Annotated in this window: 20 protein-coding genes; 10 read left to right on the top strand and 10 right to left on the bottom strand. The window is 66.7% G+C overall.

Features of this window, described 5'->3' with window-relative positions:
* Nucleotides 1-126 precede the first annotated feature (126 nt).
* The 6 genes from xylA (at nucleotide 127) to JOF48_RS03010 (ending at nucleotide 7,096) form a co-directional block, all read left to right on the top strand.
* Nucleotides 127-1,317, top strand: a complete 1,191-nt coding sequence (gene xylA, locus JOF48_RS02985) for a xylose isomerase (RefSeq protein ID WP_209677158.1) — start codon at nucleotides 127-129, stop codon at nucleotides 1,315-1,317.
* Nucleotides 1,318-1,319: 2 nt separating this feature from the next.
* Nucleotides 1,320-2,777, top strand: a complete 1,458-nt coding sequence (gene xylB, locus JOF48_RS02990; protein ID WP_209677160.1) for a xylulokinase — start codon at nucleotides 1,320-1,322, stop codon at nucleotides 2,775-2,777.
* A gap of 69 nt (nucleotides 2,778-2,846) precedes the next feature.
* Nucleotides 2,847-4,019 carry a Gfo/Idh/MocA family protein gene (locus JOF48_RS02995; protein WP_245346384.1) on the top strand — a complete coding sequence of 391 codons (1,173 nt, stop codon included), beginning with the start codon at nucleotides 2,847-2,849 and terminating at the stop codon, nucleotides 4,017-4,019.
* 28 nt (nucleotides 4,020-4,047) lie between these two features.
* Complete coding sequence (locus JOF48_RS03000) at nucleotides 4,048-5,049, top strand: sugar phosphate isomerase/epimerase family protein (RefSeq protein ID WP_209677162.1); 1,002 nt, start codon at nucleotides 4,048-4,050, stop codon at nucleotides 5,047-5,049.
* 107 nt (nucleotides 5,050-5,156) lie between these two features.
* Nucleotides 5,157-6,398: an ROK family protein gene (locus JOF48_RS03005; protein WP_209677164.1), complete on the top strand. Its 1,242-nt coding sequence runs from the start codon at nucleotides 5,157-5,159 to the stop codon at nucleotides 6,396-6,398.
* Between the two features lie 83 nt (nucleotides 6,399-6,481).
* A complete protein-coding gene (locus JOF48_RS03010; RefSeq protein WP_209677166.1) occupies nucleotides 6,482-7,096 on the top strand; it encodes a hypothetical protein in 615 nt (204 codons plus the stop codon).
* An 83-nt stretch (nucleotides 7,097-7,179) separates the two neighbouring features.
* Here the strand turns inward: JOF48_RS03010 and JOF48_RS03015 are convergent, their stop codons facing one another.
* The 8 genes from JOF48_RS03015 to JOF48_RS03050 all read right to left on the bottom strand — a co-directional run bounded on the left by JOF48_RS03015 (nucleotide 7,180) and on the right by JOF48_RS03050 (nucleotide 17,952).
* Nucleotides 7,180-8,904, bottom strand: coding sequence for an ABC transporter family substrate-binding protein (locus tag JOF48_RS03015; RefSeq protein ID WP_209677168.1), 1,725 nt, complete (start codon nucleotides 8,902-8,904; stop codon nucleotides 7,180-7,182).
* A 78-nt stretch (nucleotides 8,905-8,982) separates the two neighbouring features.
* A complete protein-coding gene (locus JOF48_RS03020; protein ID WP_342591323.1) occupies nucleotides 8,983-11,085 on the bottom strand; it encodes an ABC transporter ATP-binding protein in 2,103 nt (700 codons plus the stop codon).
* Nucleotides 11,086-11,221: 136 nt separating this feature from the next.
* A complete protein-coding gene (locus tag JOF48_RS03025) occupies nucleotides 11,222-12,148 on the bottom strand; it encodes an ABC transporter permease (protein WP_209677172.1) in 927 nt (308 codons plus the stop codon).
* Entirely contained in the window at nucleotides 12,149-13,132 is a 984-nt protein-coding gene (locus JOF48_RS03030) for an ABC transporter permease (RefSeq protein WP_209677174.1), read from the bottom strand.
* A 616-nt stretch (nucleotides 13,133-13,748) separates the two neighbouring features.
* The gene (locus JOF48_RS03035) at nucleotides 13,749-14,588 is read right to left on the bottom strand and encodes an ABC transporter permease (protein WP_209677177.1); all 840 of its coding nucleotides are present in this window, start codon (nucleotides 14,586-14,588) and stop codon (nucleotides 13,749-13,751) included.
* Between the two features lie 9 nt (nucleotides 14,589-14,597).
* Nucleotides 14,598-15,536, bottom strand: a complete 939-nt coding sequence (locus JOF48_RS03040) for an ABC transporter permease (protein ID WP_209677179.1) — start codon at nucleotides 15,534-15,536, stop codon at nucleotides 14,598-14,600.
* 86 nt (nucleotides 15,537-15,622) lie between these two features.
* On the bottom strand, nucleotides 15,623-16,795 hold the full coding sequence (locus tag JOF48_RS03045; RefSeq protein ID WP_209677181.1) for an ABC transporter substrate-binding protein: 1,173 nt from the start codon (nucleotides 16,793-16,795) through the stop codon (nucleotides 15,623-15,625).
* A gap of 35 nt (nucleotides 16,796-16,830) precedes the next feature.
* Nucleotides 16,831-17,952: an ABC transporter ATP-binding protein gene (locus tag JOF48_RS03050; RefSeq protein ID WP_209677182.1), complete on the bottom strand. Its 1,122-nt coding sequence runs from the start codon at nucleotides 17,950-17,952 to the stop codon at nucleotides 16,831-16,833.
* A gap of 182 nt (nucleotides 17,953-18,134) precedes the next feature.
* On the opposite strand from JOF48_RS03050, the gene JOF48_RS03055 reads away from it, so the two are divergent.
* The 4 genes from JOF48_RS03055 to idi all read left to right on the top strand — a co-directional run bounded on the left by JOF48_RS03055 (nucleotide 18,135) and on the right by idi (nucleotide 22,386).
* Nucleotides 18,135-18,899 carry a FadR/GntR family transcriptional regulator gene (locus tag JOF48_RS03055; RefSeq protein ID WP_209677184.1) on the top strand — a complete coding sequence of 255 codons (765 nt, stop codon included), beginning with the start codon at nucleotides 18,135-18,137 and terminating at the stop codon, nucleotides 18,897-18,899.
* Between the two features lie 58 nt (nucleotides 18,900-18,957).
* On the top strand, nucleotides 18,958-19,623 hold the full coding sequence (locus JOF48_RS03060; RefSeq protein WP_209677186.1) for a cache domain-containing protein: 666 nt from the start codon (nucleotides 18,958-18,960) through the stop codon (nucleotides 19,621-19,623).
* Nucleotides 19,624-19,754: 131 nt separating this feature from the next.
* Nucleotides 19,755-21,599, top strand: a complete 1,845-nt coding sequence (locus tag JOF48_RS03065) for a hypothetical protein (protein WP_209677188.1) — start codon at nucleotides 19,755-19,757, stop codon at nucleotides 21,597-21,599.
* Nucleotides 21,600-21,837: 238 nt separating this feature from the next.
* On the top strand, nucleotides 21,838-22,386 hold the full coding sequence (gene idi, locus JOF48_RS03070) for an isopentenyl-diphosphate Delta-isomerase (protein ID WP_209677190.1): 549 nt from the start codon (nucleotides 21,838-21,840) through the stop codon (nucleotides 22,384-22,386).
* Between the two features lie 73 nt (nucleotides 22,387-22,459).
* Here the strand turns inward: idi and JOF48_RS03075 are convergent, their stop codons facing one another.
* Both JOF48_RS03075 and JOF48_RS03080 read right to left on the bottom strand, forming a co-directional pair.
* Nucleotides 22,460-23,278, bottom strand: a complete 819-nt coding sequence (locus JOF48_RS03075; protein WP_209677192.1) for an SDR family NAD(P)-dependent oxidoreductase — start codon at nucleotides 23,276-23,278, stop codon at nucleotides 22,460-22,462.
* 71 nt (nucleotides 23,279-23,349) lie between these two features.
* The gene (locus JOF48_RS03080; RefSeq protein WP_209677194.1) at nucleotides 23,350-24,156 is read right to left on the bottom strand and encodes a hypothetical protein; all 807 of its coding nucleotides are present in this window, start codon (nucleotides 24,154-24,156) and stop codon (nucleotides 23,350-23,352) included.
* Nucleotides 24,157-24,512 lie beyond the last annotated feature (356 nt).

The following is a 24,512-nucleotide window of genomic DNA, read 5'->3' on the forward strand; positions in this document are numbered from 1 at the left end:
GACTTTTGGCTACTTTTCCAAGCCGAAGTACCTTGATAAATGCATTGACAGCACCAGCTTTGCATCATATGTTTGTAGTCAGAACTTATTAAAGAGATCTGCACCACTGACACTTGGAGGCAACCCATGGCTCTTGAGCCCACACGCGAAGACAAGTTTTCCTTTGGCCTTTGGACCATCGGCTGGAACGCCCAGGACCAGTTCGGCTCGGCCACCCGGCCGCACCTGGACGCCGTGGAGGCCGTCAACAAGCTGAGCGACCTCGGCGCCTACGGCATGACCTTCCACGACAATGACCTGTTCCCGTTCGAGTCCACTGCGGCCCAGCGCCGCACCGAGATCGACCGGCTCAAGGGCGCCCTGGATTCCACCGGCCTGGTCATCCCCATGGTCACCACCAACCTCTTCAGCCACCCGGTCTTCAAGGACGGCGGCTTCACCTCCAACGACCGCAGCGTGCGCCGCTTCGCCATCCGCAAGGTCATCGAAAACCTGGACCTGGCCGCAGAGCTCGGCGCCGAAACCTTCGTCATGTGGGGCGGGCGCGAGGGCAGCGAATACGATTCCGCCAAGGACATCCGCGGCGCCCTCGAGCGCTACCGCGAGGCCGTGAACCTGCTCGGCGACTACGTCACCGACAAGGGCTACAACATCCGCTTCGCCATCGAGCCCAAGCCGAACGAACCCCGCGGCGACATCCTCCTGCCCACCCTGGGCCACGCCCTCGCGTTCATCGAGACGCTGGAACGCCCCGAACTCGTGGGCATCAACCCGGAGACCGGCCACGAGCAGATGGCCGGGCTGAACTTCACCCACGGCATCGCCCAGGCCCTCTACCAGGGCAAGCTGTTCCACATCGACCTCAACGGCCAGCGCGGCGTGAAGTTTGACCAGGACCTCGTCTTCGGCCACGGCGACCTGCAGAACGCCTTTTCCCTCGTGGACCTGCTCGAAAACGGCGGCCCCAACGGCACCCCCGCCTACACGGGCCCTCGCCACTTCGACTACAAGCCCTCCCGCACCGAGGACATCAACGGCGTCTGGGATTCGGCCGCCGCCAACATGCGCATGTACCTGCTCCTGAAGGAACGTGCCGCAGCCTTCCGCGCCGATCCCGAGGTCCAGGCCGCACTCGCCTTCTCCAAGGTGGATGAAATCAACCAGCCCACCCTGAACCCGGGCGAAGGCTACGATGCCCTGATCGCCGACACGTCCGCCTACGAGGACTTCGACGCCGCCCCGTACTTCGGCGGCAAGGGCTTCGGCTTCGTCAAGCTCCAGCAGTTGTTCCTCGAGCACCTCCTGGGCGCCCGGTAGCCATGGCATACGTTGCCGGAGTCGACTCCTCGACCCAAAGTTGCAAAGTTGTTGTGGTGGATTCCGGCACCGGCGCCACGGTCCGCGAAGGCAAGGCGGCCCATCCGGACGGCACGGAGATTGACCCGCGCCACTGGTGGGATGCGCTGCAGGCCGCCATGCACGACGCCGGCGGGCTGGCTGACGTGTCCGCCGTCGCCGTTGCGGGCCAACAGCACGGGATGGTCCTGTTGGACTCGGACGGGCAGGTGGTCCGTCCCGCCTTGCTGTGGAACGACACCCGCTCCGCCCCGTCCGCCGAGGACCTCGTGGCCGAGGTGGGCGCCGCGGAGCTGGCCGCCCGCTGCGGCTCCGTCCCCGTCGCTTCCCTGACCATCACGAAGGTCCGCTGGGTCCGCGACAACGAGCCGGAAAACGCCGCCCGTGTTGCCGCCGTCGCACTCCCCCACGACTGGCTTTCCTGGCGCCTGCGCGGCTTCGGCCCCGTGGGCGAAAGCCCGCTGGGCCCGGACCTGGACCAGCTGGCCACTGACCGTTCCGACGCGTCCGGAACCGGATACTGGTCGCCGGCCGCCGGCAGCTATGACCTGGAACTGTTCCAGCTCGCCTTCGGCCGGACCGCACGCGAGGCCGGTTCACCGCGGGACGGTGCCGTGGTCCTGCCCCGCGTCGCAGCCCCAGACGAATCCATCGGCACCGTCCATCCCAGCCTGTTCAATGCCGCGCCCGACGGCGTCCGGCTGGCGGCAGGTGCCGGCGACAACGCCGCGGGCGCCCTGGGCCTGGGCGCCGCGGCAGGCGACGTGGTGGTGTCCGTGGGGACAAGCGGCACCGTTTTTGCCGTCGCCGAGGCCCCGGGCAGCGACCCCACGGGGACCATCGCCGGCTTCGCCGACGCCTCCGGCGCGTACCTGCCGATCGCCGTCACCCTCAATGCGGCGCGCGTGCTCGGTTCCGTCTCCACGCTGCTCGGCGTCACCTTTGACGAGTTTGCGGACCTGGCGCTGGCTGCCCAACCCGGCAGTGCCGGCGTCGTGCTGGTCCCCTATTTTGAGGGCGAGCGCACCCCCAACCTGCCGGATGCCAAGGCCAGCTTCCACGGCCTGAGCATCGCCTCGACCACGCGGGAGAACATTTCCCGGGCCGCGATCGAGGGCATGCTGTGCGGGCTGGCCGGAGGGCTCGAGGCGATTGTGGACAGCGGGGTTGAGGCGAAGCGGCTGCTGCTGATTGGCGGAGCCGTGCAGAATCCGGCGGTGCAGGCGGTGGCGGGGCAGGTCTTCGACGTGCCCGTCGTCATTCCCTCGCCGGGCGAGTATGTGGCCCGAGGCGCCGCGGTGCAGGCGGCCTGGATGTTGGCCGGCTCCCGTCCGGACTGGCCCCTGGAGACTGCACCTGCCCCGGCCTCCGACCATCACCCGGAGATCCTGGCGAACTACAAGGCGGCTGCCGGCCGCTGAGCATTCCGCGGCCGGCAGTCCGGATCGACCGACACCACGTTGAAAGCACCCACCTTAGAGAGGTATTCCATGACTGAAAAACCCAGGCCGCTGCGGGTGGCCATGATCGGGGCAGGGTTCATGGGGGCCGCCCACTCCCAGGGCTGGCGCGTCGCCCCGCGTTTTTTCGAGCTGGACGCCACACCCGAAATGTCGCTGCTGGTGGGCCGCGACCCCGCCCGGACCCAGGCCGCCGCGGACCGGTGGGGCTGGGCGGAGACGTCCACGGACTGGCGCGAGGCAATTGCCCGCGACGACATTGACGTCATTGACATTGTCACCCCGGGTGATTCGCACGCGGAGATCGCCATCGCCGCGCTCGACGCCGGAAAGCACGTCATGTGCGAAAAGCCGCTTGCGAATTCGGTTGCGGAGGCGCAGGCCATGGCCGGCGCTGCTGCGCGGGCGGAAGCCCAGGGCGTCCTGTCCATGGTGGGGTTCACCTACCGGCGGGTGCCCGCCGCAACACTGGCCCGGGACATGGTCGCCGCGGGCCGCATCGGCCAGATCCGGCAGGTCCGTGCCGCCTACCTGCAGGACTGGCTCTCGGATGAAAACAGCCCCATGAGCTGGCGTCTGCAAAAGGACCGGGCAGGGTCCGGATCGCTGGGAGACATCGGCGCCCACGCCGTCGACCTTGCCCAGTTCATCACCGGGGTGGAACTGGAATCCGTCAGCGGCATCCTGGAGACCCTTGTTAAGGAGCGGCCGCTGGCGGCGGACTTCTCCGGCCTGTCGGGAACCGCCGGTGAGGGGCGCGGGGAAGTGACCGTGGACGACCTCGCCCTGTTTACCGGGCGGTTCAACGGCGGGTTCCTGGGCTCATTCGAGGCCACCCGGTTCAGCACGGGGCGCAAGAACGCGCTGCGGATCGAGGTGGCCGGGTCCAAGGGCGCCCTCAGCTTCGACCTGGAGCGCATGAACGAACTGGAGTTCTTTGACGCCACCGCGCCCGCGGCCGAGCAGGGCTTCAAGACCATCATCGTCACCGAGGCGGAGCACCCCTACATGGCCGCATGGTGGCCGGCGGGGCACACGATCGGCTACGAGCACGGCTTTTCGCACCAGGCGCACGACTTTGTGCAGGCGGTTGCCTCAGGCACCGCACCCTCGCCGTCGTTCGCCGACGGGCTGCAGGTGCAGCGGGTCCTGGCCGCCGTCGAGGCCAGCGCCGGCGCCGGCAGCGCGTGGACCACCGTTTAATTGCCCACCAAGCATTGAGGAGACTGAAGTGAGCCGACCGATTACCCTGTTCACCGGCCAGTGGGCCGACCTGCCGCTGGAGGAAGTGGCCAAGCTGGCGTCCGGCTGGGGCTACGACGGGCTGGAAATTGCCTGCTGGGGCGACCACCTGGACCCCTGGCGCTGGGACGATGAAGAGTACGTGGCAGGCAAGCTGGCCCTGCTGGCGAAGTACAACTTGAAGGTCCACGCGATCTCCAACCACCTCAAGGGCCAGGCCGTGTGCGATGACCCCATTGACCAGCGCCACCGCGACATTCTCCCCGACATTGTGTGGGGAGACGGCGACCCCGAGGGCGTGCGCCGGCGGGCCGCGGAGGAAATGAAGAACACGGCACGCCTGGCCGCGAAGTTGGGCGTGAAGACCGTGGTCGGCTTCACCGGGTCCTCGATCTGGAAGTACGTGGCCATGTTCCCGCCCGTTTCGCAGGAGCTCATCGACGCCGGCTACCAGGACTTTGCCGACCGCTGGAACCCCATCCTGGACGTCTTCGACGAAGTTGGCGTCCGCTACGCCCACGAAGTGCACCCGTCCGAGATTGCGTACGACTACTGGACCACCAAGCGCACGCTGGCGGCCATCGGCCACCGCGAGGCGTTCGCCCTGAACTGGGACCCCAGCCACTTCATGTGGCAGCAGCTGAACCCGGTGGACTTCATCCTGGAATTTGCGGACCGGATCATCCATGTGGACTGCAAGGACGTGAAGCTGCGCCTGGGCAACGGCCGCAACGGCGTGTTGGGCTCGCACCTGGCCTGGGCGGACCTGAACCGCGGCTGGGACTTCGTCTCAACCGGACGCGGCGACGTTCCCTGGGAAGCCAGTTTCCGTGCACTGAACCAGATCGGCTACGACGGCCCCATCTCAGTGGAGTGGGAAGACGCCGGCATGGACAGGCTGCTGGGTGCACCGGAGGCCCTGGACTTCGTCAGGCGCAACGCCTTCGCCGCCCCGGACGCCGCCTTTGATGCAGCGTTCAAGTCCCAGTAGGCGCCTCCTTCCGTCATGAAGACGGCCCGCACCGGGGCTTCCAGTACCCTCGGGTAATATGGTGCGGGCCGCTTTCCCTAGCAAGCGTGTCGAAAGAGGTGGTTTGAGTGGCAGTACCCGAGCTTTCCCCAGCAAAGCACTCGCGCAGGGGCAACAACCTCGACGACGTCCGGCGCACCAACCTTGCCATTGTGCTGAACCTGGCCCATGTTCAGGGCCGCCTCTCCCGGGCCGATGTCACCCGGACCACGGGGCTGAACCGCTCCACCATTGCCGGACTCGTGGCCGAGCTGGTGACGCTGGGCCTGGTGGAAGAGCAGGAACCCGGCGCCACGCACCACGCCGGCCGGCCCAGCCCCATCATCGTCCCGCGCGAGGACGTCGTGGCGATCGCCGTCAACCCTGAAATCGACGCCGTGACCATTGGCCTGGTGTCCCTCTCCGGCAAGGTCCTGAAGCGGATCCGCTACGACACCGCCCGCGTGCCCACGCCGGAGGAAGTCGTGAACATTGTGGCTGCTGTGGTCGCCGGCATGCGCGGGGAACTTGAAGCCTCCTTCCGCACGGTCGGCGTCGGCGTGGCCGTGCCCGGCCTGGTCCGCGAGCACGACGGCGAAGTGGTCCTGGCCCCGCACCTGGACTGGCACAGTGTTCCCCTGTCGGCCATGCTTGCCCAGGCGCTGGACTTGCCCGTCACCGTGGCCAACGACGCCTCCACCGGCCTCATGGCCGAGAGCATCTACGGTGCCGGCCGCGACGCCCGGGACCACATCTACCTCAACGGCGGCGCCAGCGGCATCGGCGGCGGCATCTCCGTGGGCGGCTCCCCCATGACCGGGGCCACCGGCTTTGCCGGCGAAATCGGGCATGTCCTGGTCAACTCCGGCGGCGTGCTGTGCCACTGCGGGCGCACCGGCTGCCTCGAGACGGAGGTCCGGCAGGCCCCGCTGCTGGCAGCCCTGGGCCTGGGCACCGCCGAGATTGAAAAGCTGGATGAAACGCTGCTGGGGCAGTTCGAAAAGGGGCCGTCTCCCGAGCTGGTGGAACTGGTACACCGGCAGGTTGATTTCCTCTCGGAATCGCTGGCCAGCATGGTCAACGTGTTCAACCCGGAGTTGGTCATCCTGGGCGGCTTCCTTGGCACGCTCTACGCCACGGATCCGGAACGGCTGGAGGCCGAGGTGAAGTCCAAGGCCATGGCGGGGCCCCGCGACGACGTCCGTTTCACCCGCGCGGCACTGGGCCTGGACCTGTTGCTGGTGGGTGCTGCCCAGCAGGCGTTCGCCCCGGTGCTGGCCGACCCCGCCAGCATCGCCGACGCCGGCCGCGGCACGGAGGCCATCGGCTGACACCCGGCGGACCCCCTCGCTGACACCGGCCGCCGCGCACCTCGCTGCGCTCACCGGCAAAACTCTGGCATTCTGGAACCATCATGACTATTGCCCCCGACACCACTCGCCGCGCCATCTATTCCACACCCACGCGCGTGCTGGGTGTGGTGGCCATGGCCCTGTGCGCCTTCTTCACGCTCAACCTGCTGCTGACCGGCAGCGCCGCCTCCATCTGGCAGTTCCTCCCCTGGCTGCTGCTCGCCGGCTGGGCGTTCTACGTCCTCCTGTGGCGCCCATGCCTCATTGTTGCCCCTGACGGCCTGCGCGTCATCAACATCCTGCGCGGGCACACCATCCCGTTCAGCGAGCTCACCGCCATGCGCGTGCTGCAAACCGTCAGCTTCGACACCACCGGCGGCCGCATCCCCAGCTGGGGCGCCCCCGGTGCCGGAAAGCTCGGCCCGAAGATCTCCACCGGCACCGACGGCAGCCGCAACGCTTCAGTCCCCCTCACCCAGGCGGCAGTCCAGAACGCCTGGGACGCCTGGGAGCGTGCGGGGCACCATCCCGCGCCCGACGCCGAAGCCCCCTCCGCGGACCACCCCGCCTCCCAGCCCGGCCAGGCCGGGAAGGTGGAGTCCCGCTGGAACCTGCCGGCCGCCGTCGCGGGTGTCCTTTTGGCGGTGCTGGCCCTGGTGAGCGCACTGGCCCCTTAAACGCCGACGACGTGGCAAAGCGGCGGGCGTAGGGGAAATTTCCCCTACGCCCGCCAGCTTGCCACGTCCCCGGTGGGCGCGGGTCAGCCCTTGAAGCCCACGGTGGTCCAGTCGATGGATTCGAACTGGGCTGCGCCGTAGTTGACCAGGTCGGTCCGCACGCCGAGGGTGTTCGGGGTGGGGGTCAGCGGGATGACGGGCGTGTAGGCGAAGATCGTCTTGTCGATCTCGTTGGCCAGTGCAATCCGCTTTTCCGGGTCGAGTTCGGCGTTGGCCGCAGCCCACATGTCGCCCAGCTTCTCGTCCGTGATGCCGGAGAAGTTCTGGCCGGCGTCGGCGGGGTAGAAGATGGATTCGGTGGAGGCGATGGGGTACGCGGTGCCCGACCAGGCGAAGCCGGTCAGTTCAAAGTTGGACTTGAGCACGTAGTCGGAGAAGAACTTGTCGGCCGGGACCGTGTTGTTCTTCAGCGTGATGCCCACGGCCTTCAGGTTGGCCTGGATCTGCTTGAAGATCTGCTCCGAGACTGGGTTGTTGGCGTCCAGGGTGTAGGCGATCTCCAGCTTGGCGCCGTCCTTCTCCATGAGACCGTCGGAGCCCTTGGTGTAGCCGGCTTCCTTCAGCAGCGCCTCGGACTTGGCGGTGTCGTAGCCGATGATGGCGGTGGCGTTGTCCTCGTACCCCTTCTGGCCGGGCATGAAGATGTAGCTGTTCTGGCTGGCCACCGGTGCGCCGATCGGGCTCAGGCGGCTGGCCGAAATGGTGTCGCGGTCAATGGCGCGGGCCACTGCCTGGCGGACCTTGACGTCGGCCAGCGGTCCCTTGGAGCCGTTCATGGTGACGTGGTTCCAGGTCAGGCCGCCGGACTGCTGGACGGCACCGTCGGCACGCTTCTTCGCGGTTTCGTAGTTGTCCTTGTTGGTGCCGATGCTGAACGCGTCGAGTTCCTTGTTCGCGTAGGCCTGGGCCAGCGCGTCACGGGAGACGACCTTCATGATGATCTTTTCCAGCTTGGGCTTCTGGCCCCACCACTTCTCGTTCGGGACGAGGGTGATGACCTGGCCGGCGGCGTCAACCTTGTCCACCTTGAAGGGTCCGCTGGAGGGCAGCGGCTTGGACTTGTAGCCCTCGTTGAACGCGGTCACGTCGGAGGCGACGGCGGCGGGCAGCACTGCTGTCTGGGCCGAGCCGGCGGTGCTGCCGCCCAGGATGGAGGGCCAGTCGGCGTTCTTGTTCTTGAACGTCATCTTGAAGTCGAAGTCGGTGTCGCCCTTGGTGACGGACTCGATGTCCTTGTACACGTTGTCGCCGACGATCTGGTAGTCCTTGTTGGAGCCGTTGTTGGCCTTGATCGTGGCGTCGTAGTCCTTCCAGGTGATGGGCGTGCCATCTTCCCAGACGGCCTTCGGGTTGAGCTTGACCTCAACCACCTGGGGATCGTCGCTGGCCAGCTTCACCTCGGTGGCGTAGTCGGGGTTGATTTCCCAGCCGCCGTCCACGGTGTTGACCACGGGCCCTCCCGTGGTGGGGTCGATGATCTGGGCTCCGGCCTTGACGTTGCCGTCAACCTGCATCGTGTTCCAGTTGTCGGGCATCTGGTCTACGGCCAGGTTCAGGGTTCCGCCGTCCTTGACGCTGGCGTAGTCTGCAACGGTCCATGCGGTGGTGGGCAGGGCTCCGGTTTCAGCAGCTCCCTTGCTGTTGTCCACGGTGGGCTTGTCGCTCCCGCCGCCGCCGGCGCTGCAGCCGGTGACAGTGAGGGCGAGTGCCAGTACTCCGGCCCCCACCATCTGCTTCATGTGTTTCATTTTTTCCTCCCATTGTGTTGCCTGCGGGCCCGGTCGGGGTCCTGGCAGGCTGGTTTTTGTGGTGAGACTTGTGTGGATTCAGGGGCCGTCCGGCCCAATTTCATGCCCGACGGCGGGTCCCGGCCGGCTGCCCGCGGCCGCACCCATGAGCTCGATGTGCTCGGCGTGGTGGCAGGCCACCATGGCATGGCCCACCGGGCGCGGCTGGGGGTCCTGGTTGAGGCAGCGTTCCTGCCCTGCCGCATCCATCAGCTGGAACAGCGGGCAGCGGGTGCGGAAGTTGCAGCCCTTGATGTCGTCGGTGGGACTGGGCAGGTCTCCTTCCAGGATGATCCGGGTCCGGCTTCGCTCCAGCGTGGGGTCCGGCACGGGCACGGCCGACAGCAGCGCCCGGGTGTAGGGGTGGCTGGGGTTGTCGAAGATGTCCTCGGCCGGCCCGCTTTCCACAATCCGGCCCAGGTACATGACGGCCACGTTGTCCGCGATCTGGCGCACCACGGCGAGGTCGTGCGCCACGAACAGGTAGGACAGGCCCAGCTTCTCCTGCAGGTCCTGCAGGAGGTTGATGACACCGGCCTGGATGGAGACGTCCAGGGCGGAGACGGGTTCGTCCAGCACCACGATCTTGGGGTCGGTCACGAGCGCCCGGGCGATGCCGATGCGCTGGCGCTGGCCGCCGGAGAACTCGTGCGGGTAGCGGGAGGCCATGGACGGGTCCAGGCCCACCAGGTCCAGCACGGCCCGGACCTTCTCCAGCCGCTCCTTGGCGGAAATGCCATGCACGGTGAGCGGTTCCGCCACCAGGTCCTGCACGGGAAGTCGGGGGTCCAGCGACGCCATGGGGTCCTGGAACACCACTGAGATGTCCCGCCGCAGTGCCTTGCGATCCCTGCCTGAAAGCGTGGAAACGTCCGTGCCGTTGATGCGCACCATGCCTGCCTGCGGCCTGGCCAGCTCCAGGATCTCCATGATGGTGGTGGACTTGCCGCAGCCCGACTCCCCCACCAGGCCCAGTGTCTGGCCGCTGCGGATGTCAAAGCTGACCCCGTCCACGGCCCGGACCGTGCCGATGGAGTGCTTGAAAACGGAGCCCTTGGTCAGCGGGAAGTGCCGCTGCAGCTGGTCCACCTCGAGGATCTTCGCCGGCTCCACCGCGGCCCGTTCCGCGGCCGCAACCGGCTCCGGAACGGGGTACAGGTGGTGGCGGTCCAGCACGCCGCCGGCAATCTCGGCCACACGCAGGCATGCCGAGGCGTTCAGCGGGTCCCCGGCAATGGCCGTCAGCGGCGGCTCGGTGGTGCGGCAGGCGTCAATGGCCACGGGGCAGCGCGGGGCAAAGGGGCACCCCGGCGCCAGGTTGCTCAGCAGCGGCGGCCGCCCCTCAAGCGGCACCAGCCGGGAGTGCCCGGCCGTGGCCAGGTTCGGCATGGAGCGCAGCAGGCCGATCGTGTACGGCATGGAGGGCTCGTGGAAGACCTGCTCCACGGTGCCGGTCTCCACAATCCGCCCGGCGTACATGACGGCGATCCGGTCCGCGTTGCCCGCCACCACGCCGAGGTCGTGGGTGATGAGCACGACGGCGGCGCCCGTCAGTTCCTTCGCCGTCTGCAGCACCTCCAGGATCTGGGCCTGGATGGTGACGTCCAGCGCCGTCGTGGGCTCGTCGGCGATGATCAGCCGCGGGTTGTTGGCAATGGCGATCGCGATCATGGCGCGCTGGCGCATGCCGCCGGAAAATTCGTGCGGGAAGGACTGCGCCCGGCGCTCCGGGTTGGGGATGCCCACCACCTTGAGCAGTTCCACGGCACGGGCGTTGGCGGCCAGCTTGGACAGCCCCTTGTCGTGGAGCGCCAGCGCCTCGGCAATCTGTGTCCCGATCGTGTACACGGGGGTCAGCGCGGACAGCGGGTCCTGGAAGATGATGGAGATGCCGTCACCGCGCAGCCTGGACATGTCCTTGTCGCTGCGGCCCAGCAGGGACTTGCCCTCAAAGAGGATGTCGCCCTCCACCTTGGCCGACGACGGCAGCAGCCCCATGACCGCCAGCGAGGACACCGACTTGCCGGAACCGGACTCGCCCACGATCCCCAGGAATTCGCCCTCGTCCACATGGTAGTTGACCCCGCGCACTGCGGTCACCGCACCGCCGTGCTGCGGGAAGGTGACCTTCAGGTCCTTCACTTCCAGCAGCCGTCGCGGACTGTTCGACGGCGGATGGTTGGCTTGCGCTCCCGGCCCGGGCGCCGCCGTCGTGCTTGGCAGTCCGGTGCCGGCGCTTCCGGGGAGGGTGCTTCCGGGACGCTTGGTGGAGAGTTTTTCAGTCACGGTTGGCTCCCGAGGTGGGGTCGACGGCGTCGCGCAGGGCATCGCCGATGAGGCTGGCGGAGAGCACGGTGAAGACGAGGATGGCGGCGGGGAAGATGAACAGCCACGGCCGGGTGGCGGCGGCGGACTGGCCGGCGGCGAGGAGCGTGCCGAGCGAGACGTCCGGGGCCTGGATGCCGAAGCCGAAGAAGCTCAGCGTGGTCTCGCTCAGGATGGCCCCGCCCACGCCGAGCGTGGCGTCGATGATCAGGAGGGAGGAGACGTTGGGCAGGATGTGGCGGCGGATGATGGTCCAGGTGTCCACGCCCATGAAGCGTGCGGCCTTGATGAAGTCGCGTTCGCGCAGGGAACGGGTCTGGGCGCGGATCACGCGGGCCATGATCATCCAGCCGAAGCCGGCGAGCAGGAAGATCAGGGCCACCCAGGACAGCGACTTGAAGATGGGGCTGAGCAGGATGAACAGGAACAGGCTGGGCAGGACAAGGAGCAGGTCGATGAACCAGACGAGGACCCGGTCCCACCAGCCGCCCAGGTAGCCGGCCACGGCGCCCACAATTCCGGCGATGATGGCGGCGAGCGGGCCCACGAGCAGGCCGATGATGAGCGACTTGCGCAGGCCCACGATGGTTTGGGCGTAAATGTCCTCGCCGATGTCGCTGGTGCCGAACCAGTGCAGGGAGCTGGGGCTGGAGCCCATGTTGTAGATGTCCAGGTCCGTGTAGTTCCATGCATTGGGGACCAGGCCGAAGATGGCCCACAAGGCAATGGCGCCCAGGCCCACCACCCCCACCCAGAAGCGGGGCATGCCGCGCAGCCGGGAGAAGACGAGGCGGGTGCGTGAGACGGGCTTGGCCGACTGTGGGATGTCGGCGCCTGCGGTGTCGGTTTCGGCGCCGGGAAGTTCGTCAAGGAGTGACATTTACACCCTCACTCTCGGGTCAAGGGCCGCGTATACGACATCGGACAGCGTGCCGGCGATGAGGATCAGGACGGCGTTGAACAGGATCGCGCCGGTGAAGGCGTTGATGTCGCTTTGGGTGATGGCGTTGACCAGCATCTCCCCCATGCCGTGCCAGCTGAAGACCAGCTCCGTCACGGCGGCTCCCGCCAGGACCGTGGCGAAGGAGTACGCAAAGTACGTGGACATGGGGATCAGGGCCACGCGCACGCCGTGGCGGACCATGGCCGAGCCGCGGGTGCGGCCCTTGGAGCGGGCGGTGCGGATGTAGTCGGCGGAGAGGACGTCCAGCATGGCGCTGCGCTGGTAGCGCGAATAGGCGGCCGCGCCCATGAGGGCCAGGGAGATGGTGGGCAGCAGCAGGTGGACCGCCCGGTCCCAGAAGTGTGCCCACCAGCCGCCCTCCAGCCCGGCCGTGTATTCGCCGGTGAAGCTGATCAGCTGCATGCCCAGGAAGTTGTTGAGCATGGTGGCCAGGATCATCAGCAGGATGCCGAGCACGAAGGACGGGATGGCCAGGATGGTGAACGAGCCGTAGGAGATGGCCTGGTCGCTGAACCTGTACTGGCGGACAGCACCCCACACGCCAAGGACCACCCCGAAGATGGCGGCGATGATGGTGCCGATGATGAGCAGGCGCAGGCTGGTTCCGGCGCGGGCCGCGATCTCGCTGACCACCGTGGTGTTGTGGATGGTTTCACCCAGGGATCCCTGCGTGACCAGGTTGACGATCCAGTTCCACATGCGTTCGATGACGGGCGTATTGGGGTTGACGCCCAGGTTGTCCAGGATCGCGTTGATGGTCTCATCCGACGGCCGCGGGTTGCGTCCGAGGTACCGGGCGGCGGGGTTGAGAATGGCGCTGGCCAGGGCGTAGGCGCTCAGGGTGGCGATGGCGGTGAGGATCGCATAGTTGATGAACCGCTTGGTGATGAATCCGATCAACGGATCAGCCTTTGCGGCGCGCCTGGCACGGCGTCGCAAAGACAGCGTGCCACCTGCTTTTGGGGTGTTAGCAGCGACATTCAATCATCCTTAAACCGGGCTCCCGCGCGCCTGCCAGGTGGTGGCCCGGACACAGCAAAAGCCCATCCATACAGTGGAGTAAACGGGGAAGTGTTGTCCCCGTCACACCTTTTAGGCAAATGTACCCCAGCTCACATTTGCGTTTTTCCGAGGAATCGCGGACCCCTGTCCAAAAGGACTACTGTTCGGTAACTTTGCGGAATTTTCGGCTTCCCGAAACCCGCGCAAGTTTACGGGAATACGCTTTCCGGATGGGTGGGAAATGTTATCCAAGCGTTACCGGTGCAACGTTAATCCGGACGACTGCTCGGGTTCTGCGCGCGGATGTGCTACCCGGCACTCCCATGGCTGCCCGCCCCTTCCGCGACAGGGCAGCCCCAGTGGGGCACGACCAGCCCGGGCCCCCGGCGGGGCCGCACAGGGAAGGCCCCCAAAAGCGCATTTTGGGGGCCTTGCCTGTGTAATCGCGGAGATGGTTGGAGTCTCCGTGTCAGGGAGTGGAAAAGAGGGGCCTGTGACGATGGGGAGAAACACGTCATGCGGCGGGCACCACCGCCTTGGCTGCCTTGCGTCCCGTGGTGGCACCTACGGAATCGGCGGAGAGTCGCTGCGCCAGCCAGATGGGCACAATCGAGATGACGATCAGCACCACGGCAACCACGTTCACCACGGGGGCCTGGTTGGGGCGGAACAGGTTCTGCAGGATCCAGATTGGGAGCGTGGTGTCACCGGCACCGATGGTGAACGTGGTGACGATGATTTCATCGAAGCTCAGTGCAAAGGCGAGCAGGCCGCCGGCCAGCAGTGCGGAGCGCAGTTGCGGGAACGTCACCAGCCAGAAAGTGGTGAACAGGCCTGCGCCCAGGTCGGCTGAGGCCTCCTCGAGCCGGGCGTTGGTGCGGCGCAGCCGGGCGATGACGTTGTTGAACACCGTCACCATGCAGAACGTTGCGTGGGCGATGATCACGGTCCACATGCTCAGCGGCACGCCCAGGATGGTGGTGAACATGTTGTTCAGCGCGATGCCGGTGACAATGCCCGGCAGGGCGATCGGCAGGATCACCAGCAGGTTGACCACCTCGCGGCCAAAGAACTTGTAGCGCTGCAGGGCCAGGGAGAGCAGTGTCCCCAGCACCAGGGAGATGACGGTGGAGACAACGGCCACCCACAGGGAGGTGACGATGGCCTCGCGGACGCCTGTCGATTCGAAGGCCCGCCCCCACCATTCCAGGGTGAAGCCCTTGGGCGGCCAGCCGAACGTCCTGTCGGCGTTGAAGGAGTTGACCACCACCAGCAGCAACGGTGCATAGATAAACAGCAGGACCAGCCCGGTGATGGTGCCGAGGATGGATTTTGCACTCTTGGAAAGTCGCATCGCGAGCTCCTACAGGTTGTTCAGGGCGCCGGTGCGGCGGACCACGAAGAGGTAGACCATGATGATCACGATCGGGATCAGGGACACCGCCGAGGCAAACGGCAGGTTGTTCGCTGCGCCCACGTTGGCGTACACCACGGTGCCGAGCATCTGGGTCTTCCCGCCCACAATCTGGGCCGTGATGTAGTCGCCCAGCGACAGCGAGAACGTGAAGATCGTGCCGGCAATGATGGAGGGGACCAGGATGGGCAGCATGACCAGGCGCATGGTCTTCAGCGGCTTGGCGCCGAGGTCGGAGGAGGCCTCCAGCAGCGAATCCGGCACCTTCTCAAAGCCTGCGTGGATGGGCAGGATCATGTACGGCAGCCAGATGTAGGCCAGCGTCAGGATCACGGCGGTCTCCGAATAGCCGGGGCTGGAGACGCCCACGGGTGCTCCGAGCCACTCGAGCAGCCCGCCGTCGGCCAGCACGTTCCGCCACGCGTACGCCTTGACCAGGTAGCTGGCCCACAGCGGCATCAGCACTGCGATTACCAAGATCTTCTGCCAGTGCGCCGTGGCCACCTTCGCGATGAAGAATGCGATGGGAATGGCAATGACCATGTCGATCACGGTCACGGCCAGCGCGATCCAGATGGTGCGCAGGGTGATGATTTGGTACACCGGGTCGGTCAGGACCTGGGTGATGTTGTCCAGGGTCCAGGTCGTGGAGACCTTGCCGGTGAAGGTGTCGACCGTCCACAGCGCCGTGATGAGCAGGGCGGCGAGCGCTGCCACGTACACCAGGATGAGCCAGCCGGCCGGCGCCGTCAGCAGCCCCGCGAGGCGGATCCGGGGTGCCCGGCTGAGGAAGGCTGAAAGGGTGTTCTTTTTGGCCCGGGGTACGACGGCGGGTCCCGGCAAGGTGCCCGGGTCCGGCTTGGTGCCGGGGTGCGTCTGTAATGACATGTCCTCTTACCTTTGGAAAGTGGTGGGGTGGTGTGTGCGGAGGGTATGGGGACGGCCTCCGCACACACCGGATTGTGGAAGGGCGGTCAGCCCTTGATCTCCGTCCAGGCCTTGGTCCATTCGGAGTAGTCGGTGCACTTGACGTCGGTGCGTCCGTCGATGCACTTGGCCACGGGGGTGGTCCAGTACCAGATCTGCTCGGCGTAGGCGGCATCACCGGAGTGGTAGGTGGTGCAGTGGTCCTTGTCTGTGGTCAGCTCGCAGGCCTTGGGGTTGGCCGGCGACTCACCGAAGTACTCGGCCACCTTGGCGTTGGCCTCGGGGCTGGCGATGTAGTCGAGCCACTTGTACGCGCAGTTGGGGTTCTTGGTCTTGGAGCCGATCATCCAGGTGTCGGACCAGCCGGTGGCACCCTCTTCGGGAAGCAGCGTCTCAACGGGCGCACCGTCGGCCTGGGCAATGTTGGCGCCCACCTGCCAGGTGGTGCCGATGACGGAGGTCCCGGAGGCGAAGGACTGGACTTCCTTCACCACGTCGTTCCAGTACTCGCCCACGTGGGTGCGCTGCTCCTTGAGCAGGGAGACGGCGGCGGCGAGCTGGTCGGCGTCGAGCGCGTAGGGGTTCTTGATGCCCAGCTCGGGCTTGTGCTTCATGAGGTACAGTGCGGCGTCGGCGATGTAGATGGGCGAGTCGTAGGCGGTGACCTTGCCGGAGTGTTCTGCGGCGCCGCCAAACACGGAGCCCCAGGAGGTGGGCTCCGGGCTGACCTTGTCGGTGCGGTACATCAGCAGGTTGGCGCCCCAGCCGTGCGGCATGCCGTAGTTTTTCCCGTCCACGGTGTTCCAGGCCTGGTCCTTCAGGAACGGGTACACGTCCGGGTAGTTCTTCAGCAGCGACATGTTCACGGGCTGCACGTCCCCGCCGGCCACCAGGCGCAGCGAGGCGTCGCCGGAGGCCGAGATGACGTCGTACTGGCCGGTGCGCATGAGCGTCACGGCCTCGTCCGAGGTGCCGAATGGCTTGTAGCTGACCTTGCAGCCGGTGTCGGCGGTGAACTGGGTGACCCAGTCGACGTTGGGGTCGTTGCTTCCGTCCTCCACATAGCCGGGCCAGGCCAGGATCGAGACCTGCCCCTCCCCGTCGCCGATCGATTCGGCCACCTTCGCGGTTTCCCCGCCGGAGGTGGTGCCGCACGCCGCCAGTGCCAATGCTGCCGCGGCGAGGGTGCCGATGACCTTCAATGCGTTTTTCGTTGCCATGGTCTTGTCCTTAGAAATTGAAGTTGATTGTTGATTCACGCTGCGTCGGGGAGCCAGACGGCGTCATTGTCAGCCCAGCTCACCGCCACGGCCTTGCCGACGAGGGTCTGCTCGTCCGGCAGGTCGTTGCCCGCCAGGACCACGACGGCGGTCCCGCCTTCCAGCGCAACCCTCACCTGCGTTGCGTGCCCCACATAAACCAGTGAGGTGACGGTGCCGGGGAGGGAGGTGACGCCGTCGTGCTTGGCATTGAGGCCGTCCCAGTGGACGGTGAGCCGTTCGGGCCGGAGCACAAACTGGCTGCTGCGGCCGTAGAGGGCGGTGGCCGACTCCGAGCCAAAGAGGTTGGAGGTGCCGACAAAGTTGGCCACAAACGCTCCTGTAGGGCGCTGGTAAATCTCGTGGGCCGTCCCGATCTGGGCCAGCTTTCCGTTGTTGAACACGCCGATGCGGTCGCTCATGGTGAGGGCTTCCTCCTGGTCGTGCGTGACGAAGATGAAGGTGATGCCGAGGCTGCGCTGCAGTTCCTTGAGCTCGATCTGCATCTGCTGGCGGAGCTTGAGGTCCAGGGCGCCAAGCGGTTCGTCGAGCAGGAGCACCTTGGGTTCGACGACGAGTGCCCGGGCAAGTGCGACGCGCTGGCGCTGCCCGCCGGAGAGCTGGGAGGGCTTGCGCGCCATGAACTTGCCGAGCTGGACGCGCTCGAGTGCCTCGACGGCGCGCTCGCGGCGCTCGGCCCGGCCCATGCCGCGGACCCGCAGCCCGTAGGCGACGTTGTCCACGAGGGACATGTGCGGGAAGAGCGCGTAGTCCTGGAAGACGGTGTTGACATCGCGCTGGAACGGGGCCTTGCCGCTGACGTCCTGTCCTTCCAGCTCGATGGTGCCGGAGGTGGGGAGCTCGAAGCCGGCAATGAGGCGCAGCACCGTGGTCTTGCCGGAGCCGGAGGGGCCCAGCATGGAGAAGAACTCGCCCTGGTGGATGTCAAGGTCGACGCCGTCGACGGCCTTGGTTTCGCCGAAGCCCTTCGCGCCAAACGTCTTGGTGAGGTTGCGCAGCCGGATGGCGGGGACCGCCTCGGCCGTGCGGCGGCCAGGCGCCGCAGCCCCGGCGGGCCCGGCAGTTCCCTGCGGAAGGGAGGAGGTGCTGTGGCTCATCGTGCACCCCTTTCTTGTGTCGTGGTGGCGGTGGCACCGGCTGTGATGCGGGCCACTTTTTGCTGATGGGGCTAAACACTATTACATAAGAGGATTTATGTATAGCCCTGGCGGAAAATCGTCTGTACGATGGGGAAAACGCCGCAACACCGGCGCCCCACCACCGTTGGAAGCAGATTTTCTTGTCCCTGTCCCCGCTTGGCGCATCCCGCAGCCTGGCCGCCGTCTTCACACCGATCAAGTCCGGCGGACTGGTCGATGAGGTGTGCCGGCGCATAGAACTTGCGGTTGAGTCGGGGCTGCTGGCCAGCGGACAGCGGCTGCCGAACGAGATTGAGCTGGCCGCGGCGCTGGGCGTCTCCGCCGTGACGGCGCGGGAGGCGCTGTCGCAGCTGCGCGGGCAGGGCCTGATCCGCACCACGCGCGGGCGCAGCGGCGGCAGCTTCGTCACGGAGAATTCCTTCCCCTCCGCGGGGCGGGCGAGGGAAAAGCTGCTGGGGCTGACCCGCCTGCAGATCACCGACCTCGGGCTGCACTTCCAGGCCATCGCCGTGGCCTGCGCCGGGGTCGCGGCCCGGCGCTCAAGCACCGAGGACGTCGAGGCGCTGCGCCAGTACATCCGGCCCGAAACCGCGGCAGGTGAATCCGCCACGGCCTTTGCCTGGCGGCTGTCCGCTGCAGAATTCCTGCTGGAACTGGCCTCCGTGGCCCGCTCCGCCAGGCTGGCCCGCGAACTCCTGCACCTGCAGGCGGACGTGGGCACCATGACCTTGCTGCCCTTCGAAGACCCGGGGTTTTGCGAGAAGACGGCGGCCATGAACCACGCCATCACCGAGGCCGTCGCCACCCACGATTCCGAGGCTGCCGAAGCACGCACCAAGGAATTGACCACCGCCACCACCAACTGGCTGCTGGCAGAACACTCCGACAGCCAGAACAAGCACTGACACATCAACAAACACTCAAGACAGAGGCACCCTTATGAACGGCAATGACGCCGCGCACATGACTGCAGGAGTTGGGGAACTGGCAGCGTTGATCGCAGGCCTGGAAGAAAAGCTGGGACAGTGGGCCGAGTCCACCAGCGAATGGCTGGGCACGGCCGGCAAGGCCACCGGAACGGCCATCGACAAGTTCATCCGCCCCACCGTGCTGGGTTTCATGCACGAGGCCGGCGGACTTGTGGCGGGCGCCGGCTTTGTGGCCGCCGCCGGGCTGCTGGGTGAGGACCGCAGCTACATCGCCTGGTGGCAGGGCGGGGACATGGAACGGGTGGACGCGCTGGCCAACTTCAGCCCCCAGTCCATGAGCCGCTACACCAAGGCTGAATGGTTCAAGGTGCCCATGGCCACGGGCCAGCCACACGTCACCGGCCCCTACATCGACCTCCTGTGCACGGACGAGTACGTGCTGACCTTCACCCACCCCATTTTCAGGGACGGCACCCTCGCCGGGGTGGTCGGCATGGACGTGACGGCCCAGTCCCTGGAACGGGCGGCACTGGCAACGCTGCGCGGCATCGGCCCCCGCGCCGCGCTGGTGAACGCGGGAGGGCGCAGCATCGTCAGCGCCGCGCCCGATGTCGATGCCGGGGACATCGTCCGACCGGCCGACGGCGCGCTCCGGCATGCGGTGGGCCGACAGTTCACCATCTATTCCGCCACCACATAAAACCCGGCCGCAGGCCGCCCGGCCCGCAGGCGTAACGTTGGCCCGCCATGGGCCGCCGAAGCAGCAGCCTCGCCCGGCACCACTGTAAGGTGAATCACCAGAGTTAACACTGGAGAAGGGAAGACACAGCCGTGCCCGCGCAGAAAAACCGGAACAGGCCCGCTTCCCCCACCGGACCGGCCGCCGCACCGGCGTCCGGATCATTCCCTGCTCCGGGAACACCGCCTGCCCTGCCTGCCCGCCTGGGCGGCACGGAACTGGCCGAGTACCTGCGCGACCCGCAGCGCAGCCGCACCGTTGTGGTCATCTCCCACCTGCCTAGGAACCCGCTGCGCTACGACGCCGCAGCCCTCACCGCAATGCTCGCCGGCGGGGCCGAGGTGTACGAACTCGCGAACGGGATCGAGACCCGCAAGCTGGAATCCGGCCTGGGCGATGACATGCACATCTTTGGCAACGCGGCGCGCGTCTACCCGTGCGGCCTCGGCTGGACCACGCGGATCTCCAGTCCGCACCTCCTCCACCACGCCGGCCAGCTGCCTGCCCTGTACGAGAAAATCGAGATGGAGGTGCTGGCCGCGGAGCATGCCGGCCGCCCGGCCGCAGCCCCCGCCACGGCATCCCTGCCCGTTGTCGCGGAGGCCCGGGTCCTGGGCTTCCCCTCCGCGGACCGCGCCATGGTTGAGATGGCCGCCGACGGCACCCAGGCCGTGATCCGCAGTGAGGACCTGCTGCCTGACATCCCCATCGACTGGCTGGTCTCCAAGGGCCAGGTGCTGTCCGGCGTCCTGGACGCAGCCGCCGGCACCTTCGACGTCCGCGGGCTGGTCCTGCCGCCCCTGTCCCCCATCAAAAAATACCGGCACGGCGACGTGGCCATGGCCCGCGTCGTCTCTGTCCGCCCCGACCACGCCACGGTGCTGCTCTGGCCCGGCAGCACCTTCCGGATCGGTGTCGCGGACATCTCCTCCAACGACCTCGACTCCGCCGAAGACCTCCTGACGGAGGATGAGGTGGTGCGGGTGCGCGTCCACTATGACAACGGCGCGGTCCGCTTGTCCATGCTGGATGTGGACGACGACGAAGCTGCCGTTCCAGCCCCGCCCCTCCTTCGCGGCGGGCCGCCATGGCTGGACCCGGAGCGCCCCTATGCGTCGATCCCCCACCGCGGTGCCCCCGTTTCCGTGCCGGCCCCGTGCCCGGCGGCCGGTGCCGGCGCAACCCTGCCCACCGCCGTCGGCCACGGCTTGGACCGGGAGCCGCCCACCGCGGCGGAACGGCGCACGGCACTGAAAACCACCCAGCTTGAGCTGGATTCGGCGCGGCACACCATTGACGAGCTGCTGGCGGAAACCCGCAAGAAGGGTGCCACCGACCAGCTGGCGCGGGTGCTGCAGGACCAGGTGGCGGAGCACCGGGAGGCGGCGGCGGACCTTGCGCGCCGCCTCAACGATGCCGAACGGCAGCTGGCCGCGGTCAAGGAGGAGCTGGCACGGACCAAGGCGTCGCTGGTGCAGTCAAGGCAGCGGCTGCGGGCGGATGCGTCGCGGTCGGAGAAGGCGGCCGGCCCGTTGTTCCTGGAGCCGGACAAGCAGTTCCACTACGAGCTCACGCAGGCCTGGGCCGAAACCGTCCCGCCGCACGACAAGGCGTCGCACACCCTGGGGACGTACCGGCTGGGCCAGCATTTTCTGGCGTCTTGGTCGGTGCTGACCGAGCCGCAGAGGGTGCGGGCGCTGCGGGCCGTGGTCGACCTTGTGGCCGACAGGCAGGGTCCGCTGCGCAAGCGCGAGCCGCACCACCTGCGCTCAAACGAGGGCGCGCATGCCGCCGCCGTCATGCGCGGGCACGATGTGTGCATGCGCCTGTACGTTGAGCAAAAGACACCCGGGGCGCTGCGCCTGCACTACTGGAAACTGGCCGGCGGCGGCCTGGAACTGCACGAGGTTGTCCCCCACGACGTGGTCAAGCCCTGACCCTCCCCTCCCCTCACCGACGCCGCATCAGATAAACCCCGTTTTCCCCCAACGCCGCATCACATAATCGCCGTTTTCCCCCGACCCGGCATCACATGTTCGGCTGTTTCCACCAACGCCGCCGGCCCAAAATTCCAGCGGCGGGTACGACGGATACACTGGACCACAATGCTACTTGCCCGGCGGAAAGACCTACCGGCCCTGTTGAGCTTGGACTGCGCGGAAGGATTTGTGCCCCATGGGTGAAAACGTTGAACTTGTCAGGCTGCTCGATGAAGGCGGAAACGAGATCGGCACAGCCGACAAGTCAGTGGTCCACACCGCCGACACTCCGCTGCACCTGGCATTTTCCTGCCACCTTTTTGATGCCCAGGGCCGGACGCTGCTGACCCGCCGGGCACTGTCCAAGGTGACGTGGCCGGGTGTCTGGACTAACTCCTTCTGCGGCCACCCGGCGCCGGGCGAGAGTTTCGAGGACGCCATCATCCGCCGCGCCGCCGTGGAGCTGAACATCATCGTGAGCAACATCCAGCCCGCACTGCCGGACTTCCGCTACCGCGCCACGGATGTCACGGGCATCGTTGAGAATGAGATTTGCCCGGTGTTCACGGCCGTTTATGAGGGCGACGGCGACATCTCGCCCAATCCCGACGAGGTCGCCGACTGGGGATGGTCCGACGTCGTCGATGTCGAGGAAGCCGTGTCGGCGGTCCCCTTTGCGTTCAGCCCGTGGATTGTGGAGCAGATCGCCGGGGGAATCTACACCGGCGGACGCCTGCAGTCATAGCCCGCCGGCCGGGATGCCCCGCCCCAAGGCTGTCCCGCACTGCCCGCACAAGCGGCGGCCCCGGGCCCGCGGTTCAGCCGTCCACCATGGCGGCGCTGTGCTCCCACAGTTGCACCGCGAGGGCACGGTCCTGCGCCAGCCTGCTCGTCTTGGCCGGTTTGCGCCGGGCGTAGTATTCCCCCGGTTCCCAGTCGATGCCCGGCTGCGTGGTTGCGAGCCAGACAAGCGTGTCCGCCCCCTGCTCCGGGGACAGCATGAATCTCTTGGCCAGCCCGCCGTAGGTGAGCTTGACGGCCCTGGTCGACTCGGCGGAAAAGTTGCTGCCCACCACGCCGGGGTGGAATGCCGCGGCGTTGACTCCGTGGTCGCCGTGGCGGCGGTGCAGTTCCTTCGTGAACAGGACGTTGGCCAGCTTCGCATTGCCGTAGGCTGCGTTGGTTCCGTAGCGTTTTTCGGCGTCGAGGTCGTCGATGTCAAACCTGGCCATGGCCTTGTGCGCGGCGCTGGAGGTGTTGATGATGGTGGCCCTCGACGCCGCCAGCCGGTCAATCAGCAAGGTGGTCAGCAGGAACGGTGCCAGGTGGTTTACCTGGAACGTCTTCTCATGGCCGTCGACCGTCAGCTCGCGGTGCCCCATGATGCCGCCGGCGTTGTTGGCCAGGACGTCAATCCGCGGGTACTTTTCCGCCAGGGCGGCTGCGAGCGCCCGCACCTGCGACAGCTCGGTGAAGTCGGCCAGAAAATAGTCTGCGTCCAGCTCTTCCGCGATGGCTTTGGTCTTCGACGGCGAACGGCCCACCAGCACGAGAGTGTCCCCGGGGTAGGCCAGCATTTTTGCTGCCGCGGCGCCGATCCCGTCGCTGGCACCTGTGATGACTGTTGTGCGTGGCATTGAACGTCCTTAGATTGGTTTTCAGCCTACATCCGTCCTCTGGGAAGAACGTAGGAACCAGGGCTGGAGCGCTACTTGTCCGTCAAGGTCTCCAATGCCTGCCGCACCCAGCGGAGCATGATCTCCGGGTTGGTCAGGACCAAGCGCGCCGAGACCCGCAGGCAGGGCAGGCCCTCGATCATCATCAGGTTGTTGCGCACCAAATCCTCTTCCCAAGCCGTGGGGTTGTTATGGTACGCGGCGCCATCGGTTTCCAGTCCGAGCAGCCCCTCGATGAGCAAGTCAACGTGGCCCATATTTCTGACGTGGAACTGGCTCTGGACGTTGTACCCCGCTTGGCGCAGGTAATACCTGGCTAAGGTTTCAACGATGGACATCGACTGCGGATCGATCATGTCAATGATGGCCCTGCCGTTGGCCCTTTGCCGCCCGGCAAAGGCGGCCCGCAGCTCCGGAATGGTGCAACGCTTGAGCACAACCGCAGACTCCAGCACCGCCAGTGCTTCCACCTCGGTGCCGCACTGGACACATTGGCGCAGGATGTCAAAGAGCGTTGGTACTCCGCTGATCTTGTGCACCACGCATCCTGGCACCGGGCGGCCGTGGGCTGTGGCTACGTGCGGCTGATCCGGGGGCTTGACAACCCAGAGGCCCAATTCTTCGGCTTGGCTGAAGCATGCCCGCCTGGCTTGGTGTTGTGCGAGCCGGACATCCAACGGGTGGGCACCCGGCAGCGCAAAGTATCCCGGCGCTACCTTGGTAATCAGCCCGTCCCTCTGTGCCACCGCGATGCCCCAGTCGGTACACCCGTTCTCGATCAAGTCCCTGCGCCGGGCAACCTTGCCGAACTGCGCAATGTGCTCCACCACTAGATTCATTTCATTCCCTCCGCCGTTTGAGCACCATGTTTCCGGCTCGGAAACATTGCAGTAAGGGCCGTCTGCTCGATTGTGCACAAGGGGGCCCGCGGCATAGCCTGTGGAGGAATGAATGCGGGCTCACCGGCCCGGGCCAGGGTACGTCCTGGCGCCTGCGATGCGATGTGCAGGTCGAATCCAGGGTGAATCTTTGGGCATGCGCCAGCCAGGCCGCCGGCATTGTGCATGCCCACGGGTCCACTTTGCACATGCGAACGGCGGACCCCCTGCGGTTGCGCCACCATGATGGTGGCGCATTGCCGGCCCCCAAGCCGGAGCATGTCCAAAGTCGGTGGGCGATGGCAGGGATGGTCGGT

The organism is Arthrobacter stackebrandtii (assembly GCF_017876675.1).
GTDB classification, from domain to species: Bacteria; Actinomycetota; Actinomycetes; order Actinomycetales; family Micrococcaceae; genus Specibacter; species Specibacter stackebrandtii.